At 66.1% G+C, this 23,319-nt stretch carries 18 protein-coding genes; 1 reads left to right on the top strand and 17 read right to left on the bottom strand.

Annotated elements, in window-relative coordinates; all coding sequences use genetic code 11:
- Window positions 1–60: 60 nt before the first annotated feature.
- Window positions 61–747 carry a hypothetical protein gene (locus tag ACIBH2_RS14570; RefSeq protein ID WP_397117455.1) on the top strand — a complete coding sequence of 229 codons (687 nt, stop codon included), beginning with the start codon at window positions 61–63 and terminating at the stop codon, window positions 745–747.
- A gap of 12 nt (window positions 748–759) precedes the next feature.
- On the opposite strand, the gene ACIBH2_RS14565 is transcribed toward ACIBH2_RS14570, so the two are convergent.
- The 17 genes from ACIBH2_RS14565 to rplA all read right to left on the bottom strand — a co-directional run bounded on the left by ACIBH2_RS14565 (window position 760) and on the right by rplA (window position 23,305).
- Complete coding sequence (locus ACIBH2_RS14565) at window positions 760–1,227, bottom strand: hypothetical protein (protein WP_397117453.1); 468 nt, start codon at window positions 1,225–1,227, stop codon at window positions 760–762.
- A gap of 130 nt (window positions 1,228–1,357) precedes the next feature.
- The gene (locus tag ACIBH2_RS14560) at window positions 1,358–5,311 is read right to left on the bottom strand and encodes a DNA-directed RNA polymerase subunit beta' (protein ID WP_397117451.1); all 3,954 of its coding nucleotides are present in this window, start codon (window positions 5,309–5,311) and stop codon (window positions 1,358–1,360) included.
- Window positions 5,312–5,417: 106 nt separating this feature from the next.
- Entirely contained in the window at window positions 5,418–8,903 is a 3,486-nt protein-coding gene (locus ACIBH2_RS14555) for a DNA-directed RNA polymerase subunit beta (RefSeq protein WP_397117449.1), read from the bottom strand.
- Between the two features lie 504 nt (window positions 8,904–9,407).
- Window positions 9,408–10,136 (bottom strand): hypothetical protein, encoded by a 729-nt coding sequence (locus ACIBH2_RS14550; protein ID WP_397117447.1) that lies wholly within the window; start codon window positions 10,134–10,136, stop codon window positions 9,408–9,410.
- An 11-nt stretch (window positions 10,137–10,147) separates the two neighbouring features.
- Window positions 10,148–10,966 carry a hypothetical protein gene (locus tag ACIBH2_RS14545; protein ID WP_397117445.1) on the bottom strand — a complete coding sequence of 273 codons (819 nt, stop codon included), beginning with the start codon at window positions 10,964–10,966 and terminating at the stop codon, window positions 10,148–10,150.
- A 48-nt stretch (window positions 10,967–11,014) separates the two neighbouring features.
- A complete protein-coding gene (locus ACIBH2_RS14540; RefSeq protein WP_397117443.1) occupies window positions 11,015–12,256 on the bottom strand; it encodes an MCE family protein in 1,242 nt (413 codons plus the stop codon).
- On the bottom strand, window positions 12,253–13,476 hold the full coding sequence (locus ACIBH2_RS14535) for an MCE family protein (protein ID WP_397117441.1): 1,224 nt from the start codon (window positions 13,474–13,476) through the stop codon (window positions 12,253–12,255). The genes ACIBH2_RS14540 and ACIBH2_RS14535 overlap by 4 nt, the downstream gene beginning before the upstream one ends.
- Complete coding sequence (locus ACIBH2_RS14530; RefSeq protein WP_397120749.1) at window positions 13,473–14,708, bottom strand: MCE family protein; 1,236 nt, start codon at window positions 14,706–14,708, stop codon at window positions 13,473–13,475. Before ACIBH2_RS14530 ends, ACIBH2_RS14535 begins: the two co-directional genes overlap by 4 nt.
- Window positions 14,709–14,725: 17 nt before the next feature.
- On the bottom strand, window positions 14,726–15,733 hold the full coding sequence (locus ACIBH2_RS14525; RefSeq protein WP_397117439.1) for an MCE family protein: 1,008 nt from the start codon (window positions 15,731–15,733) through the stop codon (window positions 14,726–14,728).
- Entirely contained in the window at window positions 15,733–16,812 is a 1,080-nt protein-coding gene (locus tag ACIBH2_RS14520; RefSeq protein WP_397117437.1) for an MCE family protein, read from the bottom strand. Before ACIBH2_RS14520 ends, ACIBH2_RS14525 begins: the two co-directional genes overlap by 1 nt.
- Window positions 16,809–18,161 carry an MCE family protein gene (locus ACIBH2_RS14515; protein WP_397117435.1) on the bottom strand — a complete coding sequence of 451 codons (1,353 nt, stop codon included), beginning with the start codon at window positions 18,159–18,161 and terminating at the stop codon, window positions 16,809–16,811. The genes ACIBH2_RS14520 and ACIBH2_RS14515 overlap by 4 nt, the downstream gene beginning before the upstream one ends.
- Window positions 18,158–19,024 (bottom strand): MlaE family ABC transporter permease, encoded by an 867-nt coding sequence (locus tag ACIBH2_RS14510; protein WP_397117433.1) that lies wholly within the window; start codon window positions 19,022–19,024, stop codon window positions 18,158–18,160. The genes ACIBH2_RS14515 and ACIBH2_RS14510 overlap by 4 nt, the downstream gene beginning before the upstream one ends.
- Before the next feature lie 3 nt (window positions 19,025–19,027).
- Window positions 19,028–19,822: an MlaE family ABC transporter permease gene (locus tag ACIBH2_RS14505; protein WP_397117431.1), complete on the bottom strand. Its 795-nt coding sequence runs from the start codon at window positions 19,820–19,822 to the stop codon at window positions 19,028–19,030.
- Between the two features lie 10 nt (window positions 19,823–19,832).
- Window positions 19,833–20,888, bottom strand: a complete 1,056-nt coding sequence (locus ACIBH2_RS14500; RefSeq protein ID WP_397117429.1) for an ABC transporter ATP-binding protein — start codon at window positions 20,886–20,888, stop codon at window positions 19,833–19,835.
- A gap of 259 nt (window positions 20,889–21,147) precedes the next feature.
- Window positions 21,148–21,531, bottom strand: coding sequence for a 50S ribosomal protein L7/L12 (rplL, locus tag ACIBH2_RS14495; RefSeq protein ID WP_397117427.1), 384 nt, complete (start codon window positions 21,529–21,531; stop codon window positions 21,148–21,150).
- A gap of 64 nt (window positions 21,532–21,595) precedes the next feature.
- Window positions 21,596–22,144: a 50S ribosomal protein L10 gene (gene rplJ, locus ACIBH2_RS14490; RefSeq protein WP_397117425.1), complete on the bottom strand. Its 549-nt coding sequence runs from the start codon at window positions 22,142–22,144 to the stop codon at window positions 21,596–21,598.
- A gap of 444 nt (window positions 22,145–22,588) precedes the next feature.
- Window positions 22,589–23,305: a 50S ribosomal protein L1 gene (gene rplA / locus ACIBH2_RS14485; protein ID WP_397117423.1), complete on the bottom strand. Its 717-nt coding sequence runs from the start codon at window positions 23,303–23,305 to the stop codon at window positions 22,589–22,591.
- Window positions 23,306–23,319: the final 14 nt, after the last annotated feature.

Below are 23,319 nucleotides of genomic sequence, written 5' to 3'. Positions count from 1 at the left end.
ACCCGGGTACGTTTTCCGCAGACGTCGGGGCCGCGCGGCCCGCAACCGTAGGGACACCATATGCGCTTCGCCAAACCCATTGCGCCGCTACTACTTTGCCTGGCGGCCTCGCTGGTGCCCGCGGGCACGGCAACCGCCGACTCCACCCCGGTCGCCCCCGCCCTCCAGGTCGCGGGCACCGAGGACGGCATCCCCTACGAAGTGACCCTCACCGAGGACAAGCGCGCGGTGGCCAGCACCATCGCGGCGGGCCAGTTCCTGCCCACCTGGGACGGCGAAGCCATTATCGTCACCGACGACCAGGGCATGCTGGCCGCGACCGTCCCGCTGCGCTACGACGTCGCCGGAAAGATCCTCACCCTCACCCCCCAGATCGCCGACGGCGGCCGCCATCTGACCCTCACCCCCGCGGCCCAGTCCCCCGCCCCGCTGCGCGACGTCAACGCCCAGCAGCACTTCTTCGATGTCGTCCAGGCCAATCTCCCCGGCGTCGCCACCGGCGCGGCGATCGGCGGAGCCATCGGCTTCCTGATCGGCTTCCCCGCGGGACTTTTCATCCTCGACTTCATCACCATCCCGATCACCACCGTGGTCGGAACCCTCATCGGCGCGGCCATCGGCCTGCAGCAGTCCGGCGGCCAGCCCGCCGTGGAAGCCGCCCTCACCTACGCCGAATCACTGGTTCCCGGCGCGTCCAACGCCATCCGCCCCGCCTTCGACGCCCTCCCGGAACCCCAGCCCCGCTGAGGAATTCGCCGACTACCGCACCACCGTCAGGGATTCGATCGCCATGGCGTTGTCGGTGTAGTACCAGTCCCCGTTCATCTCCATATCGAGGTCGAATCGGACGGTGTGGCCGCGGCCCGGGCCGTCCGTAATGCTCCACAGCGTATTGGGAAGTCCCGCAACGGTACTGACGCTGCCATCCGACCATGCGAACGTTCCGGTGGTCGGCGTGCCGAAACCGCGCCACGGCAGTTCGGCACGGAAGGTACCGGAGACGATGCCGGGCAGCACGGGGCTGGCGCAGTCCCACACCTCGCCCTGGCGGCGCACGCCCTGGCCCGCGCTGCCGGTTCCGGCGATGCGGTCACCGATGAGGACGCCACCCCGATAGCACCCGCCCAGACCGTCGGGCTCCGGCGCGGCCGCGCCCGGCGCGACCACCGGCAGCGACAGCGCCGCACCACCCAGCACGGCCACCAGAATTCTGCGGCACGAGGACATCCGAACCCTCCCTACAGCGGCGGTCGAGGTTCTGGCCAGCATAAACCCGACAGACCGCCAGGTGTCGAAAACGCGAAACGGCCCCCGCTCCGAACGGAGCGGGGGCCGAATGCCGTTGAGACCCTGAGCCTTAGCGGTAGTCGCTGAAGCCGTAGTCGTCCAGCGGAACCGCGGCACCGGTGGTGGTGCCGAAGCCGTCCGGGGTGTAGTAGGTGTCGTCGTAGGACGGCACCGCGTACGCGGCCTGACGGGCCTCCTCGGTGGGCTGGACCTGGATGTTGCGGTAGCGGTTGATACCGGTACCGGCCGGGATCAGCTTGCCGATGATCACGTTCTCCTTCAAGCCGATCAGCTTGTCGGAGCGGCAGTTGATCGCGGCATCGGTGAGCACGCGGGTGGTCTCCTGGAAGGAGGCCGCCGACAGCCACGAATCGGTCGCCAGCGACGCCTTGGTGATACCCATCAGGACCGGGCGACCCGAGGCGGGCTCGCCGCCCTCGGCGACGACGCGACGGTTCGAGGCCTCGAACTCGGCGCGCTCCACCAGAGAACCGGGGAGGAACTCGGTGGCACCCGAATCGATGATGGTCACGCGACGCAGCATCTGGCGGACGATCACCTCGATGTGCTTGTCGTGGATGGACACACCCTGCGAGCGGTACACCTCCTGGACCTCCTGGACCAGGTGGATCTGCACCTGACGCGGACCCATGACGCGCAGCACCTCGTGCGGATCGGCGGAGCCCTCCAGCAGCTGCTGGCCGACATCCACGTGATCGCCGTCGGCGAGCAGACGCTCGGTGCCGTCGTCGTGCTTGAACACCCGCAGACGCTGACGCTTCGACAGCTTGTCGTAGAGCACCTCGTCCGAACCGTCGTCCGGAATGATGGTGATCTTGTAGAAGCGGTCGTCGTCCTCGAGCCGGATCCGACCCGCGACCTCCGCGATGGGGGCCTTGCCCTTGGGCACACGAGCCTCGAAGAGCTCCTGCACGCGAGGCAGACCGCCGGTGATGTCGTCACCCGCGACACCACCCTGGTGGAAGGTACGCATGGTCAGCTGGGTACCGGGCTCACCGATGGACTGCGCGGCGACGATACCGACGGCCTCGCCGATATCGACCAGCTTGCCGGTCGCCATGGAGCGGCCGTAGCAGGTGGCGCACACGCCGGTGCCGGTGGTGCAGGTCAGCACGGAGCGGACCTTCACCTCGGTGATACCGGCCTCGAGCAGCGCGTCGAGCGCCGGGTCACCGAGATCGTGACCCTTCTCGATGATGACGTTGCCCTTGGCGTCGAGCGCGTCGGTGGCCAGCGTACGAGCGTAGGTGCTGGTCTCCACGTGGGCGTCACGGATGAGCGAGCCGTCGGCCTGCCGCTCCGCGATCGGCACCACGATGCCGCGCTCGGTGCCACAGTCGGTCTCGCGCACGATGACGTCCTGCGACACGTCCACCAGACGACGGGTCAGGTAACCCGAGTCGGCGGTGCGAAGCGCGGTGTCGGCCAGACCCTTTCGCGCACCGTGGGTGTTGATGAAGTACTCGAGAACGGTCAGGCCCTCACGGAAGGAGGACTTGATCGGCCGCGGGATGAACTCACCCTTCGGGTTGGTAACCAGGCCCTTCATACCGGCGAGGGTACGAGTCTGGGTGAAGTTACCGGTCGCGCCCGAGTCGACGATCGTGATGATCGGGTTGTCGGCCGGGTAGTGCGCGCGCAGCGCCTTACCGACCTCTTCGGTCGCTTCCTGCCAGATCTTGACCAGGGCGTTGTTGCGCTCCTGGTGATCGAGCGCACCACGCTGGTACTTCTTCTCGATCTGATCCGACTGCGCCTCGTAGCGCTCCATGATCTCCGCCTTCTCCGGCGGAACGAGCACGTCCGACATGGAGACGGTGACACCGGAACGGGTGGCCCAGTAGAAGCCCGCGTCCTTGAGCTTGTCGACGGTCTGCGCGACCACGATCATCGGGTACCGCTCGGCGAGATCGTTGATGATCGCCGCCTGACGCTTCTTCGGCATCGGCTCGTCGATGAACGCGTAGTCCGCCGGGAGCAGATCGTTGAAGATGACGCGGCCCAGGGTGGTGGTCGCGGTCCACGCGTCGCCACGCTGCCAGCCGTTCGGGAACAGCTCGGCCTCGACGGCCTTCGGCGGACGCTGCTCGGTCAGGCGGACCTTGATCAGCGAACGCACGGTGAGGTCACCGCGGTCGACGGCCATCTGCGCCTCGGCGGGCGAGGAGTAGACGCCGTACTCGGGCTCGTCCTTGGTGGCCGGGCGGTACTCGCCGACCGCGCCCTCGTTCAGGCGGGTCAGGTAGTACAGACCGGTGACCATGTCCAGACGCGGCATGGCGAGCGGACGACCCGACGCGGGCGACAGGATGTTGTTCGAGGACAGCATCAGAATGCGGGCCTCGGCCTGCGCCTCCGCCGACAGCGGCAGGTGCACGGCCATCTGGTCACCGTCGAAGTCGGCGTTGAACGCCTCACACACGAGCGGGTGCAACTGGATGGCCTTACCTTCGACCAGCAGCGGCTCGAAGGCCTGGATACCCAGGCGGTGCAGGGTGGGCGCGCGGTTCAGCATGACCGGGTGCTCGGAGATGACCTCTTCGAGGACATCCCACACCTGGGGACGCTGACGCTCGACCATCCGCTTGGCGGACTTGATGTTCTGCGCGTGGTTCAGGTCGACCAGACGCTTCATGACGAACGGCTTGAACAGCTCGAGCGCCATCAGCTTGGGCAGACCGCACTGGTGCAGCTTCAGCTGCGGACCGACCACGATGACCGAACGGCCGGAGTAGTCGACGCGCTTGCCGAGCAGGTTCTGACGGAAACGACCCTGCTTGCCCTTGAGCAGATCGCTCAGCGACTTCAGCGGGCGGTTACCCGGACCGGTGACCGGACGGCCGCGGCGGCCGTTGTCGAACAGCGCGTCCACCGACTCCTGCAGCATCCGCTTCTCGTTGTTCACGATGATCTCGGGCGCACCCAGATCGATCAGTCGCTTCAAACGGTTGTTGCGGTTGATGACGCGGCGGTACAGGTCGTTGAGGTCGGAGGTCGCGAAGCGGCCACCGTCCAGCTGCACCATCGGGCGCAGCTCCGGCGGGATCACCGGCACGGCGTCGAGGACCATGCCCATCGGTGAATTGCCGTTGGACTGGAACGCGGCGACGACCTTCAGGCGCTTCAGCGCGCGAAGCTTCTTCTGGCCCTTGCCCGTACGAATGATCTCGCGCAGGTTCTCGGCCTCGGCCGCGATATCGAAGCTCTCCATGAGCTTCTGGATGGCCTCGGCACCCATGGCGCCGGTGAAGTACTCGCCGTAGCGGTCCTGCAGCTCGCGGTAGAGCACCTCGTCCACGATCAGCTGCTTCACCGAGAGCTTGGTGAAGGTGCTCCAGATCTCGTCGAGACGATCCAGCTCGCGCTGGGCGCGGTCGCGCAGCTGACGCATTTCGCGCTCGCCGCCGTCCTTGACCTTGCGGCGCACATCGGACTTGGCGCCCTCGGCCTCGAGCTCGGCCAGATCGGCCTCGAGCTTCTGGGCGCGGGCCTCCAGGTCGGCGTCGCGCTGGTCGGCGACGTTCTTCTTCTCGACCTCCATCTCCGCCTCGAGGGTGGAGAGTTCGTTGTGGCGCAGCTCGTCGTCGACGGCCACGATCACGTAGGCGGCGAAGTAGATGATCTTCTCGAGATCCTTCGGCGCGAGGTCGAGCAGGTAGCCCAGGCGCGAGGGCACACCCTTGAAGTACCAGATGTGGGTGACCGGGGCGGCCAGCTCGATGTGGCCCATCCGCTCACGGCGCACCTTGGCGCGGGTGACCTCGACGCCACAGCGCTCACAGATGATGCCCTTGAAGCGGACGCGCTTGTACTTGCCGCAGTAGCACTCCCAGTCCCGGGTGGGACCGAAGATCTTCTCGCAGAAGAGGCCGTCCTTCTCCGGCTTCAGCGTGCGGTAGTTGATGGTCTCCGGCTTCTTGACCTCACCGAAGGACCAGTTTCGGATGTCTTCAGCGGTGGCCAGGCCGATCCGGAGTTCATCGAAGAAGTTGACGTCTAGCACGTAACTTCCTTTCCCCTGTTCGGGTTGAGTATGAGCAAAAGTTCGCTAAATCCGTTGCCCGGGAAGGCTTTTCAAAAGGTGAGCGACCTTCCCGGACCGATCGCTCTTACTGCGCCAGGTCGTCGACCGTCGCAGCCTCGTTGCGGGACAGGTTGATACCCAGGTTCGCCGCGGCGCGCTCGAGATCCTCGTCGTCGCCGTCGCGCATCTCGATGGCCGCGCCGTCCGAGGACAGCACCTCCACATTGAGGCACAGCGACTGGAGCTCCTTGAGCAGAACCTTGAACGACTCCGGAATACCCGGCTCCGGGATGTTCTCGCCCTTGACGATCGCCTCGTACACCTTCACGCGACCGACCACGTCATCGGACTTGATGGTGAGCAGTTCCTGCAGGGTGTAGGCGGCGCCGTAGGCCTGCATGGCCCAACATTCCATTTCACCGAAGCGCTGACCACCGAACTGCGCCTTACCACCCAGCGGCTGCTGCGTGATCATCGAGTACGGACCGGTCGAACGCGCGTGGATCTTGTCGTCGACCAGGTGGTGCAGCTTCAGGATGTACATGTAGCCGACGGCCACCGGGTACGGGAACGGCTCGCCGGAACGGCCGTCGAGCAGCACCGCCTTGCCGTCGTCGTTGATCATCTTCTCGCCGTCGCGGTTCGGCAGCGTCGAACCGAGCAGACCGGTCAGCTCCTCCTCGCGGGCGCCGTCGAACACCGGGGTGGCGATATTCGTGTCGGCGGGCTGACCGAACATCTCCTCCGGCAGGTTCTTGGACCAGTCGGGCGAACCGTCGACCTGCCAGCCGGTCTTGGCGATGTAGCCCAGATGGGTCTCCAGCACCTGGCCGATGTTCATACGACGCGGCACACCGTGGGTGTTCAGGATGATGTCGACCGGGGTGCCGTCGGGCAGGAACGGCATGTCCTCCTGCGGGAGGATCTTGCCGATGACGCCCTTGTTGCCGTGGCGACCGGCGAGCTTGTCGCCGTCCTGGATCTTGCGCTTCTGCGCGACGTACACGCGCACCAGCTCGTTGACGCCCGGGGGCAGATCGTCGTCGTCCTCGCGCGAGAACACGCGTACGCCGATGACCTTGCCGGACTCACCGTGCGGCACCTTCAGGGAGGTGTCGCGGACCTCGCGGGCCTTCTCACCGAAGATGGCGCGCAGCAGGCGCTCCTCGGGGGTCAGCTCGGTCTCACCCTTCGGGGTGACCTTGCCGACCAGGATGTCGCCGTCGCGGACCTCGGCGCCGATGCGCACGATGCCGCGTTCGTCCAGATCAGCCAGCACCTCGTCGGAGACGTTCGGGATGTCCCGGGTGATCTCCTCCGCGCCCAGCTTGGTGTCGCGCGCGTCGATCTCGTGCTCCTCGATGTGAATCGAGGTGAGGACGTCGTCCTCGACGAGACGCTGCGACAGGATGATCGCGTCCTCGTAGTTGTGGCCCTCCCACGGCATGATCGCCACGAGCAGGTTCTTGCCCAGCGCCATCTCACCGTTCTCGGTGCAGGGACCGTCGGCGAGCACATGGCCCGCCTCGACGCGCTGGCCCTCGTCCACGATCGGACGCTGGTTGGCGCAGGTGCCCTGGTTGGAGCGCTCGAACTTGCGCAGGCGGTAGCTGCGGCGGGTGCCGTCGTCGTGCATGACGGTGATGAAGTCGGCCGAAACCTCTTCCACCACACCGGCCTTGGCGTTCACGACCACGTCACCGGCGTCGACCGCGGCGCGCAGCTCCATACCGGTGCCCACCAGCGGGGCCTCGGAACGGATCAGCGGCACGGCCTGACGCTGCATGTTCGCGCCCATGAGGGCACGGTTGGCGTCGTCGTGCTCGAGGAACGGGATCATGGCGGTCGCGACCGACACCATCTGGCGCGGCGAGACGTCCATGTAGGTCACCTCGGCCGGGGAGACGTATTCCATCTCCTCATTGCCGCGGCGCGCGAGCACCTTCTCCTCGAGGAAGTTGCCGTCGCGGTCGACCGGCGAGTTCGCCTGGGCGCGGACCTCGCGGTCCTCCTCGTCGGCGGTGAGGTACTTGACCTCATCGGTGACGCGGCCGTCCACGACCTTGCGGTACGGGGTCTCGATGAAACCGAACGGGTTCACGCGGGCGTAGACCGACAGCGAACCGATCAGGCCGATGTTCGGGCCTTCCGGGGTCTCGATCGGGCACATGCGGCCGTAGTGCGACGGGTGGACGTCACGAACTTCCAGACCGGCGCGCTCACGCGACAGACCACCCGGGCCCAGCGCCGACAGGCGACGCTTGTGGGTCAGGCCCGAGAGCGGGTTGTTCTGGTCCATGAACTGCGACAGCTGCGAGGTTCCGAAGAACTCCTTGATGGCTGCCACGACCGGGCGGATGTTGATCAGGGTCTGCGGCGTGATGGCCTCGACGTCCTGAGTCGTCATGCGCTCGCGGACGACGCGCTCCATACGCGACAGGCCGACCCGGATCTGGTTCTGGATGAGCTCGCCCACGGTACGCAGACGACGGTTGCCGAAGTGGTCGATATCGTCGACGTCGACCGGCACCTCGTGGCCGCCGGGGGCGGTCATGGTGCGGTCGCCCTGGTGCAGACGGACCAGGTACTCGATCGTCGAGACGATGTCTTCCTTGGTCAGCACCGAACCGGTGACCGGCTTGTCCAGGTTCAGGCCGAGCTTCTTGTTGACCTTGTAGCGGCCGACGCGAGCCAGGTCGTAGCGCTTCTCCTTGAAGAACAGATTCTCCAGCAGGGTCTGCGCGGACTCCTTGGTCGGCGGCTCGCCCGGACGCAGCTTGCGGTAGATGTCGAGCAGCGCCTCGTCCTGTCCGGGGGTGCTGTCCTTCTCGAGGGTCGACATCATGATCTCGGAGAAGCCGAAGCGCTCGGTGATCTCCTCGGTGGTGAGCCCCAGCGCCTTCAGCAGCACGGTGACCGGCTGACGACGCTTGCGGTCGATGCGCACACCGACGGTGTCGCGCTTGTCGACGTCGAATTCGAGCCACGCGCCGCGCGACGGGATGACGCGCACGGAGTGCAGCGTCTTCTCGGTGCTCTTGTCGATGGACTCGTCGAAGTACACGCCCGGCGAACGAACCAGCTGCGAGACGACGACGCGCTCGGTGCCGTTGATGATGAAGGTGCCCTTGTCGGTCATCATCGGGAAATCGCCCATGAAGACCGTCTGAGACTTGATCTCACCGGTGTTGTTGTTGATGAACTCCGCGGTCACGAACAAGGGCGCCGCGTAGGTCATGTCCTTGTCCTTGCACTCCTCGATGGAGGCCTTGTGCTCCTCGAATCGCGGGTCGGAGAAGGACAGGGACATGGACCCGGAGAAGTCCTCGATGGGCGACAGCTCCTCGAGCACCTCCTCGAGGCCACCAACGGGATTGACGTCGCCGCGCGCCGTAGCGCGCTCCCGCCAATCCGGTGAACCGATCAGCCAGTTGAACGACTCGGTTTGTAGATCGAGAAGTCCGGGAACCTCCAGAGGTTCACGAATCTTCGCGAAAGACACCCGCTTCGGGGCTCCGGGGATACCGGCCTTGGTCTGGGTGGAGACTGCCAAGATGCGTCCTTCCAGCACCTCACGCGCGTCGCGTGGTGGTCCGCGACCGTCGCTTGTCTGCTACGAATTCCGCTGGTCCCCACCCGAACGAAACCCGAACAGCAAACAGCGGAAGTAACACCGGAAGGTGGAACTTTCGTCGATGCGAACAAGGTATGGACAGGAGGCAGCCAGCGCAACGTCCAAAACTACACCCAAACCTACGGGGGTGTCAAAGTACCACCCGTACCTCGATGCGGGTCGCTAACGCGCCGTATCGGTTCACTGTGGCGCAGTGCACATATTCGGTACCACCGAATGCACTGACCTGCCAACCAGGAGCCCCGTCGTCCGCTGGCTGCGATTGCCGGGTCACCTCGTGGGGCTTGCCCCTGTGACAGCTGCCGCTGTTGTGAATAGCGTGACGGCTCGGACGAAACTCGTCAAGTGCGGCAGGGGCCGCGCGCGGCGCGAGATCGTTTGTCGCGCTGGCGGATCACTCGAAAACCGGGTCCGACCAGGGGCGCAAAAGTCCTTGACCGATCAGCGATCGGCGATCTCGGCGGCCAGCCAGCGATCGCCGACCTTCTGCATCCGCAGCACCACCGGACCCGAGGCGCTCTGCTGCGGGACGCCGTCCTTGACGGCGCTGACGCTGAGGTCGACCAGCAGCTCGGCCCGATCTTCGGTGAGCAAAGTCACACCCATCGGCTCGGTTTTGACCTCGGCGTCGGTCTGTGTCTGCTTGATGGCGTCGATGCCGGTTTCGACCAGTTTGTCCTGATCGAATTCGGTCAGCATCTTGCCGGTGAGCACGGCGCGGGCCCGGTCCTTGTAGCCGTCGATGTCCTTGGCGTTGTAGGCGAAGACCGTCGAGAGGGCATTCGCGGCGGCGGCCTTCACCTCGTCGGTGGCCTTGTTGTCGACGTAGGCGAGATTGCTGTCGTCGACGCCGGGACGAAAGGCGGCCACGACCGCGAAGGCGGCCAGCAGCAGCGCCGCGGCGCCACAGACGATGGCGGTGCGCCAGGTCTGCCAGACCGAGCCGGAGTCCGCGGCACGCGAATCTCCGCGCGGCGCGGCGGTATCGGACTTCGAGAACCGGACCTTGCCGCGCGGGGCGGAGCTCGCGCGGGTGGCGGTGGACGCCTTGGCGCGGGTGTTCTCGCCCTGGCGCAGATCGGCGGCGGTGGTGCGCGCGCCGGAACTGCGCTGGGCCGCCGGGCGGCGCTTGGGGGTGACGCGATTGACGGGCGGTCGCTTGTTGGCCATATCCCTGCCTCCTATCGGCCCGGCTCTTGCGGCGCGGTGGTGGGGGCGGCGCCCGGCTGGGCCGCCGCGCCCGCGTCGAGCGAGACCGGTTCGCCGAGGTTCTGTGCCCCCTCGGCCTTCCAGGTGTCGCCCTCCTTCACCATGTCGAGGCTCCACAGTTGCCGGAAGGTGGCGGGCTGACTGCCCGGCCAGGCGCGGGTGATCCGCAGGACCACGAAGGCCGACGCGTGCTCGCGCTCGCTGTCGAGCGAGACGATGGTCGCGCCCTCCACCTCGGACTTCATCGTCGTCTTGGCCTCGGCGACCTGCGCTTTGAGCGAGTCCAGGTCCTTGGTCTGCTCCTTGCGCAGTTCGCCCGCGGTGGAGGAGAGCATGTTCTCGATGGAGCCGTCGACATCGTTCGGGTCGAAGGTCATGAGATTCACGGCGGCCTGCTGCGCATCGGAGAGCGCGGCGTCGCGGGCCTCGGCGCGGGGGCGGTCCTGCATGAGGCCGCCGACGATCCAGGTGCTGCCGAAGAACACCGCGGCGACGGCGGCGACCACCAGCGCGGCGACCGAGGCCAGCGTCACGACCTTGCGGGCGTCCGGGCCGCCCGCCTCCTCGGCGGCCGCGGCCTGTGCCCGGTCCCGCTCCGCGCGGCGCTGGGCGGATTTGCTCAGCCGCGCCGGGGTCTCGGTGTCGGGCTCGGGCGACGACTCATCGACCGAGGTGTCGGCCGGGGACGCCGAGCCAGCCTCCGGCGAAGTCGCGGTGGTCGCCTCGGCGGTCGGCTCTTCGGCCGACTTGTCGGGGCCCACCTCGGGTTCGCTGTCGTTTTGCTGGCTCACGCCGCCACCATACTTTCCTCTCTATTCCGCGCCTCGTCGGCTGCGCGCTCAGTGCTTGGGGGTCACACCCATGAGCGTGGCCAGCTGCGTGGCGACCGGATTCAGATTGAGCTTGTCGGGATCGACCTTGGGGTTGTCGTCCCACGGTTGGGGCACACTGGGATCGGCGAACTCGGCCCGCTCACCGCCGCGCACGGCGGTCGGATTCCCTTGCGGCACCGTGCATTTGGCCTCGGTATTGAAGGGGAAGTCGTCGCGGGTGTCGTCGAAGTCCGGATTCTGCGCCTTCATCTCGTCGAGAATGCGCTGGGTGCCCTCGTAGCCCACCGTGCAGGCCGGGGGGTTGTTGGTCTCGAGCACCAGACCGAAGTGCGTGGTGCCGTCGCCGGGCGCGGTGGCCGAGGCGCCGATGGACAGCAGCGGCAGCATCTGCAGCACCGGACCCAGCGCGTAGAACTTCGGCGACACCGCCTTGAGCAGCGTGCGCAGATTCGCCAGATCCGTGGTGAGCGGTTCACCGCTCTCCTCGAGCAGTTTGGCGATCTGGTCACCCGCGTCGGTGCCGGTGCCGATGAGGCGGCGCACATCGGGATCGTTGGAGCGCAGCTGCGCCGTCAGCTGATCGAGGCCGTCGCTGAACTGCCGGATGGCCGGGGACTGTTCGGCCTGGGTGGTCAGTACGGTCTGGGCGTCGCGAATCAGCCGCAGGGTCTCCGGCAGCGCCTCGACGCCGGTCTCGGTGAACTTCTGCAGCGAGTCCACCAGGATCTGGAGGTCGTCGCCCTTGCCGTCGAAGGCCTTGCCCAGTTCGGTGATGGTCGTCGAGAGCGCCACCAGATCGGTGGTGCTGGCGAAGTGGTTCACGCTGGCGAGCAGCTCCTCGACCGGGATCGGGAGCTGCGCGCCGTCGATGACCGAACCGTCCTTCAGGTACGGCCCGCCCGCGCTGGTCGGCATGAGATCCACGTACTGCTCACCGATGGCGGAGCGGTTGGCCACCGCCGCCTTCGCGTTCGCGGGCACCTTGGGGGCGCCGGAATCCATGTCGAGGGTGACGAGCACGCCGTCGGGTGTGATCTCCTGCGCGCCCACGCGGCCGACCGGAACGCCCCGGTAGGTCACCTCCGCGCCCTTGGAGATATTGCCGGTCCGGTCCATCCGCACCTGTACGTGGTACTGGCCGAAGCCCAACATATTGTCCAGGCGAACGTATTTCGCGCCGACGAACACCACGCCGAGCACGGCGATCAGGCCGAAGGCGATGAGCTGGTAGCGCACCAGACGGGTCATCGCGGACCACCCACTCCCAGCTGATCGAGCAGCGAACCCAGCGGATCGGTCGGAACCTGGAGTCCGGCGGGCAGTTGCGGGCGCACCACGGTGGGCGGCAACGGCACCAGCGAGACGGTAGGCCAGCCCGGCCGGGGGCCGTTGCCGTTGTAGTACGGATTGGAGCCGTCGACGGGTACCGGACGGCCCGCGGGCGGCAGGTACACCGGATCCGGTTTGCCCACACCGAGATTCGACAGCAGCGTGCCGATCTCCAGGTCGACCGAGAGCCAGGTGTTCACCTGTCCGCCGAACGCCGACTTGATGGACTCGTCGGGGAACGGGTAGGTCGGGATGAGCGGGAAGGCGGTGACCAGGTCACCGGCCGAGCGGCCCAGCTCCTGCAGGGTGGGCCGCAGCGAGTTGAGATCGGTGATGAGGTCGTCCTTGGAGTGGTCGAGCACATCGAATCCGGCCTGGCCGACGCGGTCGAGCTGGGTCAGCAGCTGAATCAGCTGCGGCCGCTGCTCCTCCAGAATCTGGATGCCCCGTGGCAATTCGTCGAGGACCTTGGAGATCTGGTCGGTCTGCTGGCTCAGGCGGCTGCTCAGCGTATTGAGCCCGTCGAGCGCGCGGGTGATGTCGTCCACCTGCTGATTCAGGCCGGAGATCAGGGTGTTGGCCTGCTCCAGCAGATCGCGCACCTTGCCCTCGCGACCCTCGAGGGCCTTGTTGAGCTCCACCACGATGGGTTGCAGCTGCGCCACGCCACCGCCGTTGAGCAGCAACGACAGTGCGCCGAGCACCTGCTCCACCTCGGTGGCGGTGCGGGTGTTCTCGACCGGAATGACCGCGTTGTCCTGCAATTTCGCGGTAGCGGGGTCGTGGGTCGGCACGGAGAGTTCGACGAACTTCTCGCCCAGCAGATTGGATTGACGCACCTCGGCGCGGGCATTGGCGGGCAGGTTCACCGAATTCTGCACGGTGGCCTTCACACTGGCGGTCCAGCCGTCGGGCGCGAGTTCGATCTTGTCGATGCGCCCGACCGCGACGCCGTCCACCTTGACCGTGGACTGCGGCACCAGGTCCAGCACATCGGAGAAGCGGATATCGAGGTGCAGCGGGTTGTCGCCGACACCCGGACCGCCGGGCAGCGGAATGCTGGACACGCCGCCGCAGCCGGTGAGCAGTGTGGCCGCGCCGATCGCGGTGGCCGCGAGGGCAATTCGCTTGGCGCTCATCGCTGTCCACCTTCCGACGGCGGGGCCTGGTCCGAGGGCGTACCCGGGACGGTGCCCGGCACCGGCGCGCGCTGCTGGTTCTCGCCGCTGAGAATGCCGAAGGGCAGAATCAGCGAGGGCGTCTGCACGCCCGAGGTGATCTGCGAGGTGATGGCCTCGCAATTGTCGAGAATCGGGCGCAGCTGCCGGGAGATGGCGTCGAATTTGGGATCGCCGGGCCGCAGCTTGCCCAGATCGAGCATCTTGCAGACCACGCCGAAGGGATCCTGCAGATCGGTGAAGTTCGGGCGCATATCGAGCGTGCCGGTCTCACCGTTGTGCACATTGATGAGATTGCTCAGCGCGGTCGGGATGAGCGGCAGCGCCTCGGCCAGATCGTCGCGCTGATCGGCGAGGGTCTGGGTGAGCTGGGTGAGCGCCTCGGCGTTGGACTGCACCAGTTCCCGGTTGTCGTCGATGAACCGGGCGACATCGCCGAGGGCGACCGAGAGCAGGTTCAGCGCGTCGCCCAGGGTGCGGCGCTCACCGGCGAGGAATCCGGACAGGTCGGCCAGCTGCGTATTGAACTGGCGCACCTGGGCGTCGTTCTCGGCGAGCATGGTGACGAACTGCTGCAGGTTCTTCACGGTGTCGAAGATGTCGGTGCGCGAATCCCCCAGCACCGCAGCGGCTTTGGAGAGCTGCGTGAAGCTGTTGGCCAGCGCCTCGCCGTTTCCGGCGAGGTTGGCCGAGGTGGTGCGGACGAGCTCGTTGACCGCGCCGTCCTTGTTCGCGCCATTGGGGCCCAGGGCATCCGAGAGTTCGGTGATGCTCTTGTAGAGGCGATCCACCTCGACCGGGGTGGCGGTGCGGTCCTTGGGGATGGTGGCATTGCGCCCCATCTTGGGTCCGCCCTGGTATACCGGCGCGAGCTGGATGTAGCGGTCGGAGACCACCGAGGGCGTGATCTGCGCGGCCTTGGCATCGGCCGGAATATCGTATTCGCGATCGACATTCATGACGACCTTGACCTGATCGCCCATCGGCTCGATGGCGTCGACCTTGCCCACCGGCACGCCGAGAATGCGGACGTCGGAGCCCTCGTAGATGCCGATGGACTTGTCGAAGTACGCGGTGATGCGGGTGGTGTTGAACTTGTCGATCCCCCACCACGCGACGGCGGCGAGCACCACGGCGGCCGCCACGCCCGCGGCGATCCAGCCCTTGGACCCGGAGGAGCGCACCGAACTCATGAAATCGCGTGCCACCGCTAGCCTCCCATCTTCCGGATCGGTTCGCGGTAGCCGGGCACATCCGGCAGCGCGGGCGGAATCAGGTTGGTGATCACCGCGTCGAACCAGCGGCCGGTACCCAGGACGTTCGCGTACAGGCCGTAGAACGGCGCGGCGAGGGTGAGCGTCTTGGAGATATCGGCCTGGTGGGCATTGAGAATGTCGATGGTCTTGTTGAGGTTGGTGAGGGCGTCGCCCATCTGCGCCTCGTTGTCGTGCACCAGTGCGCTCAGTTCCGCGCCAATGGTTTTCGCGCCGCTGAGCAGCTGGGAGATGGCCTGCTGGCGGACATTGAGCTCGGCGAGGAGCTGACCGCCATTGGCGAGCAGCCGCTCGAATTCGGCATTGCGGTCGGCCAGCACCTGGGTGGTCTGCTTGGTCGCGGCGAAGAGCTGACGCAGCTGGTCGTCGCGCTTGGCCAGCGATTCGGAGAGCCGCGCGACGCCGTCGATGGAGCCGCGGATCTCCGGCGGGGTGGCCGAGAACGCCTCGGACAGCACCTTCATGGAGGTGGCCAGCTGATTGGTGTCGGTCTCCTCGATGTCCTTGGCGGCATCACTGAAGGCGTCCACCACATCGTAGGGAGATACCGTGCGCGCCAAGGGAATCGGCGTGCTCGGATCGGCGGCGTCGGAGCCCTTGGGGTCCAGCGCCAGGAACTTCTGGCCCAGCAGCGTCTTGATCTGGATGGAGGCGGTGGTCTCGTCGCCGACCCAGGCGTCCTGGGTGCGGAAGTCCACCAGCACCTTGTCGCCGTCGAGCCGGACATCCTGGACGGAGCCGACCTTGACGCCCGCGATACGAACCTCGTTGCCCTTCTTCAGCCCGGCGGCCTCGGAGAACTCGGCGGTGTACTTGGTGCCCGCGCCGATGATCGGCAGCCGGTCCAGGCTGAACGCCGTCATGGTCACCAACAGCACCATGGCCAGGCCGAGCCCGCCCATGAATGCCGGGCTGCGCTGGCCGAGTACGGTCCGGTCGTCCATCAGCGGCCTCCCTTCCCATGGCAGCGCGGAGCCGGATTCGTGTAGATCGGCTGATTGATGGTGGGGATATCTGCCGGAATGTTGAGCTGCGGCGCGTCGGCCGCGCCCGGTCCGGCGACGATATCGATGCCGCACAGATAGAACTGGAACCAGGAGCCGTAACTCGCTGCCCGGCCGAGCTTCTCCATCTTGATGGGCAGATTGGTCAGCCCCTCGTCGACCTCGGGCTGCCGGTCGTTGAGCGTGCCGGTGAGGTCGTTGAGGCCCGCGATCGCGCCCTGGAGATTCGGGCGAGTCGGGACCAGCAGATCCGCGGTGGCCGAGGCCAGATTGCCCAGCGAGGTGACCGCTTGGCCGATGGTGCCGCGTTCGGCATTGAGCCCGGTGATCAGCGCCTCGGTGTTCACGATCAACTGGTCGAGCTGGCCGTCGCGCGAATTGACGGCGTCGAGAACGGCATTCAGGTTCTTGACCACCTCACCGATGACCGCGTCCTTGTCGGCGATCTTGTTGGTGAGGCTGGCGGTGCTGGAGACCAGATCCCGAATGGTGCCGGATTCACCCTGGAAGACCTGGATGATCTCGTAGGACAGCTTGTTCACGTCATCGGGCGTGAGCGTCTGGAACAGCGGCCGGAAGCCGTTGAACAGCTCGGTGAGATTCAGCGCGGGCTTGGTGTGCTCGAGCGGGATGGTCGCGCCCTTGGTGATCTTGCGCCCCTGCTGGCCCGCACCCTGCTCCAGTGCGATGTAGCGCTGCCCCACCAGATTTCGGTACTTGATGGTCGCCGTGGTGGAGGCGGGCAGCCAGTCGCGGTCGTTGAGTTCGAACTGCACCTCGGCCAGCCGCTTGTCCACGATGGCCACCTTGGTGACCTTGCCGACGCGCACACCCGCGATTCGCACCTCGTCACCCGGATTGACCGAGGTGACATCGGTGAAGCGCGCCTTGAACTTGGTGCCGCCGCCGGTGTAGTTGGCGATGGTCAGGCCCAACACGCCGGTGGCGAGCACGGTGACGATGATGAAGGCGATGAGCTTGGTCAGCGTGCCGCCCAGGCCACGCAACAGGTCTTTCATCGCACGCTCACCTCACTTCCGCGAAACGCCGGGGCCGCGATACGGGTCACCCAGCTGGGCACCTGCTCCGGCGAAACACCGTGCGCCGCACCGTAGATCGCGCCGAGGGTCTTCTCCTCGCTCGGCGATCCGACGGTGGTCGGGGCGTACGGGCCGTACACGCGGTACTGCGGCTCCGGCATCCTGCCGATGTTCTGGTCGCCCGGATTGCGCGTGGGCGGCTGGTAGGAGCCGTCATTGGCGGAGCCGTTGGTGTACTGGCCCGGGTCGACGCCGAGCGGATACTCCGGAATGCACATCGCGCCGCGCGGATCGAACCAGCGCGGTTCGTCCTGGTTGGGCAGGTACTTGCCGCGGGTGTTCACGATCTCGACGGTCACGCGCGAGCCCGGCAGATCCGTTCCCTTGCCGAAGATCTCGTCGATGCGCGGCTTCATCTGCGCGAAATTGGCCAGGGCGCAGGAGTAGCCGGGCGAGTACTTGGCCAGCGCCTCCAGGGCGGGCCGCGAGTCGGCGGCGACATCGATGATGTTGTCGCGGTTGGCGAGCAGGAAGTCCGCGGTGGCCGAGGCGCTCGGGGTGAGCGTGGCCAGCAGGGTGTCGATCTGCGAACGCTGCTGCACGATGGTGGCATTGGTGGTGCGCAGATTGTCCAGTGCGGAGACCAGTTGCGGCGCGGCGTCGGCGTAGGTGTCGGCCACCGTGGCGAACTGGCGCAGATCCTCTTGCAGCGTGGGCAGTTCGACATTCACCTCGGCGAAGATCTGATCCAGCCGGTCGATGGTCTTGCCCAGCTCCTCGCCGCGGCCCTGCAGCGCCTGCGACAGCGCGCCGAGAGTGGAGGCCAGGTACTGCGGCGGAATCGCCTGCAACAGCGGCAGCAGGTTGTCGAGCAGTTTGCTCACCTCGACGGCGCTGCCCGCCTTGTCCTGTTCCAGGGTCAGGTCGTCGGTCAGGTGGCCGCTGGGGTTCTCCGGCCAGATCAGATCCACGTAGCGTTCGCCGAAGAGGGTCTTGGGCAGCAGCCGCGCGGTGACATTGGCCGGAATCTGTTCGGCCCTGGCCGGATCGATGGCCAGGTGCAAAGTCACCTTGCCGTCCTCGAAATCGCTCGAGCGCACCTCGCCGACCGTCACGCCGCGGACCTTCACATCCGCATTGCGGGTCAGCGCGTTGCCGACCGTATCGGTGATCAGATCGACCTTCACCACCTTCGTGAACGCCTTGTTGTAGATGGCGACGGTGGTGGTCAGGAACAGCGCCATCACCACGAAGAACAGCACGCCGAGGGTACGGGTGCGCAATTTCTCCGTGGAGCGCCAGAACTGCACGCGCTTCGGATTGCTCATCCGGCCACCCGCACCGTCGTGGTCGTGCCCCAAATAGCCAGGGACAGGAAGAAATCGAGGATATTCACCAACACGATGGCGGCACGCACGGCGCGACCCACGGCCACGCCGACACCGGCCGGACCGCCGGAGGCGTTGAAGCCGTAATAGCAGTGCACCAGGATGATGACGAAAGCGAATACCAGCACCTTGACGAACGAATAGAGCACGTCTTCGGGTGGTAGGAAAAGACTGAAATAGTGGTCGTAGGAGCCGCTGCTCTGGCCGTTGAAATAGATACTGATCGATCTCGACGCCAGATAGGTGCCCAGCAGGCCGACGATGTAGAGCGGAATGACGGCCAGGAATCCGGCGATGACGCGGGTGGTCACCAGGAACGGCACACCGGGCACCGCCATGACCTCGAGCGCGTCGATCTCCTCGGAGATGCGCATGGCCCCGAGCTGAGCGGTGAAGCCACAGCCGACCGTCGCCGAAAGTGCCAGTGCCGCAACGAGAGGCGCGAGTTCACGGGTGTTGATGTAGCCGGTCAGGAAGCCGGTGAGCACACCCGAGCCGAGGGCGTCGAGGGCCTTGAAGCCCTGTAGGCCGACCACGACGCCGACCGAGGCCGACATGAAGACGATGACGCCGATGGTGCCGCCGATCACCGCCAGCGCGCCGGAGCCGAAGGTCACCTCGGCCAGCAGCCGCATGACCTCCTTGCGGTAATGCACGGCGGTGCGCGGAATCCAGGCGATGGCCCGGGTGTAGAACGACATCTGATCGCCCGCGCGATCGATGATGTTCACGGGGGCTTTGAGCGCACCGGTGACCCGGCGCGCCGACTTGCTGAAAGCAGTGGGGCGCTGCGAGACGACCATGGATCACGCGCCCTTGGCCGGGACGACCTGAAGATAAATCAGGGTGAGGATCAAATTCAGGAAGAAGAGGACCAGGAATGTGATCACCACGGACTGATTCACGGCGTCACCGACTCCTTTCGGACCCCCTTTTGGATGCAACCCCTTGTACGAGGCGATAACCGCCGCGACCAATCCGAAAATGGCCGCCTTGATCTCGCCGATCCACAGATCGGGCAGCTGGGCCAGGGCCGAGAACGAGGCCAGATAGGCGCCGGGCGTGCCGCCCTGCAGGCCCACATTGAAGAAGTAGCCGCCGCAGATGCCGACGACCGAGACCAGGCCGTTGAGCAGCAGCGCGACCAGCATCATGCCCAGTACGCGCGGAACCACAAGGCGCTGAACAGGATCGATACCCAGCACCTCCATCGCGTCGATCTCCTCGCGAATGGTGCGCGAGCCCAGATCGGCGGCGACGGCGGAACCGGCGGCACCGGCGATGATGAGCGCGGTGACGACCGGGGCCGCCTGCTGAACGGTGGCCAGCACACTCGTCGCGCCGGTGAACGCCTCCGCGCCCAACTGCTTGATGAGCGAACCGGTCTGCAATGCGACGACCGCGCCGAACGGGATTGCTACCAGTGCGGCGGGGAGGATCGAAACCGACGCGATGAACCACGACTGTTCGATGAACTCCCGCCACTGGAACGGCCTGCGAAAAGTCTTGCGCGCCACATCGAGTAATAGCGCGAAGATATTTCCGGCCTGGGCAAGACCCGACTCGACCGGGGTGCGCAGCCGTGTCAGGGATCGATTCACGGGCCGTATGTTACCCGTTAGTCAGGTTGTGTCTAACCGTGGTGTCGTGCGTGCCCTGATATGCGGGAAGAACCTGCGTGTCGTCATTGCCCTCGTTGAGGGATTCCTGAATCGCGACCTGCGCGGCGTGCGGCAGCGTGTGCATGATCTGACGCACCCGCTCGCGGCGGCGATTGACCGCCTGGCGCACCGGCGTGCCGGGGGTGGCCTGCATCTGCGGAATGATGCCCTCGACCTCTTCGGCGCCGCCGTGGTGGTGTCCGGCCTCGAACATGGCCTGCTCGCGGGCCATCTGGGCTTCGTCCTTCTCCTCGGACATGCCGATGGGGCCCTGCATGCGACCGTTGAGGAACTGCTTGACCACCGGCTCGTCGGAGGTGAGCAGCACCTCGCGGGGGCCGAACATGACCAGGTTGCGGCGGAACAGCATGCCGATGTTGTCGGGCACGGTGCGGGCCAGGTTGATGTTGTGGGTCACGATCAGGATCGTGGCGTCGATCTGGGCGTTGATATCGATCAACAGCTGCGACAGATACGACGTGCGCACGGGATCCAGACCGGAGTCGGGCTCGTCGACGAGGATGATCTGCGGGTCGAGCACCAGGGCGCGGGCCAGACCGGCGCGCTTGCGCATACCGCCGGAGATCTCGCCCGGGAGCTTGCCCTCCGCGCCGAGCAGACCGGTCAGCTCGAGCTTCTCCATGACGATGTTCTTGATCTCGGCCTCGGACTTCTTCGTGTGCTCCCGCAGCGGGAAGGCCACATTGTCGAAGAGGTTCATCGAGCCGAACAGCGCGCCGTCCTGGAAGAGCACGCCGAAGAGCTTGCGGATCTCGTAGAGCTCCTTGTTGGAGCAGGTGGTGATATCGGTTCCGTCGATGTAGATCGAGCCGCGCTCCGGGCGCAGCAGTCCGATCAGCGACTTCAGGAAGACGGATTTACCAGTACCCGAGGGGCCGAGCAGAGCGCTGACTTCCCCCGACGGCAGGGTCAAGGAGACATCCTGCCAAATTCGCTGCGAACCGAACGACTTGGTAATGCCTTCGGTCCTGACCTCGACGCCCACGCCAACCTCCACAATTCTCCGACGAGCGCACTACTGCGGCTGACACGGAACAATGCGCGGTGTGCCGCATCACAGTAGGTTCGGCCACTGTATCGCATGAGCACCGTCTCGGACACCGGGACCTGACTCCCGAGTAGAAACATTCGTTCACGTCCGACGATCACAACGCAATCACAACCGTCGAATACACGAAAAGAGCGGTCCCACATGGGAACCGCTCTTTTCGTAGCTTCAGACTCTGCTGAGCAAGGGATGACCCTTACTTGACGGAGATCTTCGCGCCAGCCTCTTCCAGCTTGGCCTTGGCGGCGTCGGCCGCGTCCTTGGCGACCTTCTCCAGGATCGGCTTCGGGGCGCCCTCGACCAGGTCCTTGGCTTCCTTCAGGCCCAGGCCGGAGACGATCTCGCGCACGACCTTGATGACCTGGATCTTCTTGTCGCCAGCCGACTCCAGGATGACGTCGAACTCGTCCTGCTCCTCGGCGGCGTCGGCACCGGCGGCGGCCGGGCCAGCGGCAGCGGCGACGGCGACCGGCGCGGCGGCGGTGACCTCGAACTTGTCCTCGAACGCCTTCAGGAACTCCGAGAGCTCCAGCAGGGTCATGTTGCCGATTTCCTCGAGCAGCTGCTCAACGTTGGCCATTGTGTTTCCTTTCGGGTGGGGTCATCTCCGCGCGAGCGTCGATGAAATGCTTTGTGGGGGTGACTTATTCGGCAGCCGGAGCTTCGGCGGCGCCACCTTCGGCGCGCTTCTTCTCCTCGAGGGCGACGAGCAGGCGGGCGGCCTTGGTGGCCGGGGCGGCGAACAGCCCGGCGGCCTTGTAGAGGTTGCCCTTCATCGCACCGGCCAGCTTGGCCAGCAGGACCTCGCGGGTCTCGAGGTCGGCGATGCGCTCGACTTCGGCGACGGACAGCGCGACGCCGTCCATGTAGCCGCCCTTGATGATCAGCGCCTTGTTGTCCTTGGCGAAGGCCTTGAGCGCCTTCGCGGCCTCGACCGGCTCACCCTTGATGAAGGTGATCGCGGTCGGACCGACGAACAAGTCATCCAGGCCAGCCACGCCCGCCTCAGCGGCCGCCAGCTTGACCAGGGTGTTCTTGGCGACGGAGTAGGTGGCGTCCGCACCCAGCGCGCGACGCAGCTCGGTGATCTTGCCGACCGACAGGCCACGGTACTCCGTGACAACGGTGGCCGTGGACTCCTTGAACTGCTCCGCGATCTCCGCAACTGCGGTGACCTTCTCGGGTTTTGCCATACTTCGCCTCCTCTCTGGATGATCGGTTCCGTGTGATCCACCGATTTCCGCCAGGGGCCAGCGATAAAGCAAACGCCCCGCGGACGCAGAGTGGTCCCGGGGCGTACAAGAAACTCAGCGCGAGCGTGAGCCCGCAAGGGTTTCCCAACCTCGGCTCTCCCTGCGTGGGCCGCCAGCGATAACGCTGGACCTTCGACTGCCCGAGGGCAGCAACCAACGGTCTTCGGTAGAACGATGTGGGGTGATCACCGAACGAGTCGATGACCGTTGTCCACTATAGCGGGCACGTATCCATACACCAAAACGGGGGCGGCACCCGTTCGGCAAGACTCTGAAATGGCCCGCTCCGGCCAGCGCCAGGGTCGACGAAAAGCGAAGGGCCGGTACGGAATCCGTACCGGCCCTTCGGGCTTTGCGTCGCTACGCGAGCTCAGCGAGGGAGACTCAGTTGGCGTCTTCCTCGGTGAGGTTGCGGGTGCGGTTCGGGTCCACCGGGATGCCCGGTCCGGTGTTCGTCGAGATCGTCACCTTCTTGACGTAGCGGCCCTTCGCGGTGGAGGGCTTCACGCGGAGGATCTCCTCGAGGGCAGCGCCGTAGTTCTCGACCAGCTTCTTCTCGTCGAAGGAAGCCTTGCCGATCACGAAGTGCAGGTTGGCCTGCTTGTCGACGCGGAAGTTGATCTTGCCGCCCTTGATGTCGTTGACGGCCTTGGTCACATCGGGGGTGACGGTGCCGGTCTTCGGGTTCGGCATCAGGCCACGCGGGCCCAGCACGCGAGCGATACGACCGACCTTGGCCATCTGGTCCGGGGTGGCGATGGCGGCGTCGAAGTCCAGCCAGCCGCCCTGGATGCGCTCGATCAGGTCCTCGGCGCCCACGGCGTCCGCACCGGCGGCCTCGGCCTCGGCGGCCTTGTCGCCGACCGCGAACACGATGACGCGGGCGGTCTTACCGGTGCCGTGCGGCAGGTTGACGGTGCCGCGGACCATCTGGTCGGCCTTGCGCGGGTCCACGCCGAGCCGAACGGCGACCTCGACGGTCGCGTCGGTCTTGGTGGTCGCGGTCTCCTTGGCCAGGCGCGTGGCGCTCAGCGGGGAGTACAGCTGCGAGCGGTCGACCTTGGCGGCCGCCTCGAGATAAGCCTTGCTTCGTTTTGCCATGATTGTCTGTCCTT

This window comes from Nocardia sp. NPDC050406 (assembly GCF_044459025.1).
Classification (GTDB): Bacteria; Actinomycetota; Actinomycetes; order Mycobacteriales; family Mycobacteriaceae; genus Nocardia.
This window is presented reverse-complemented; position numbering and strand designations above follow the sequence as displayed.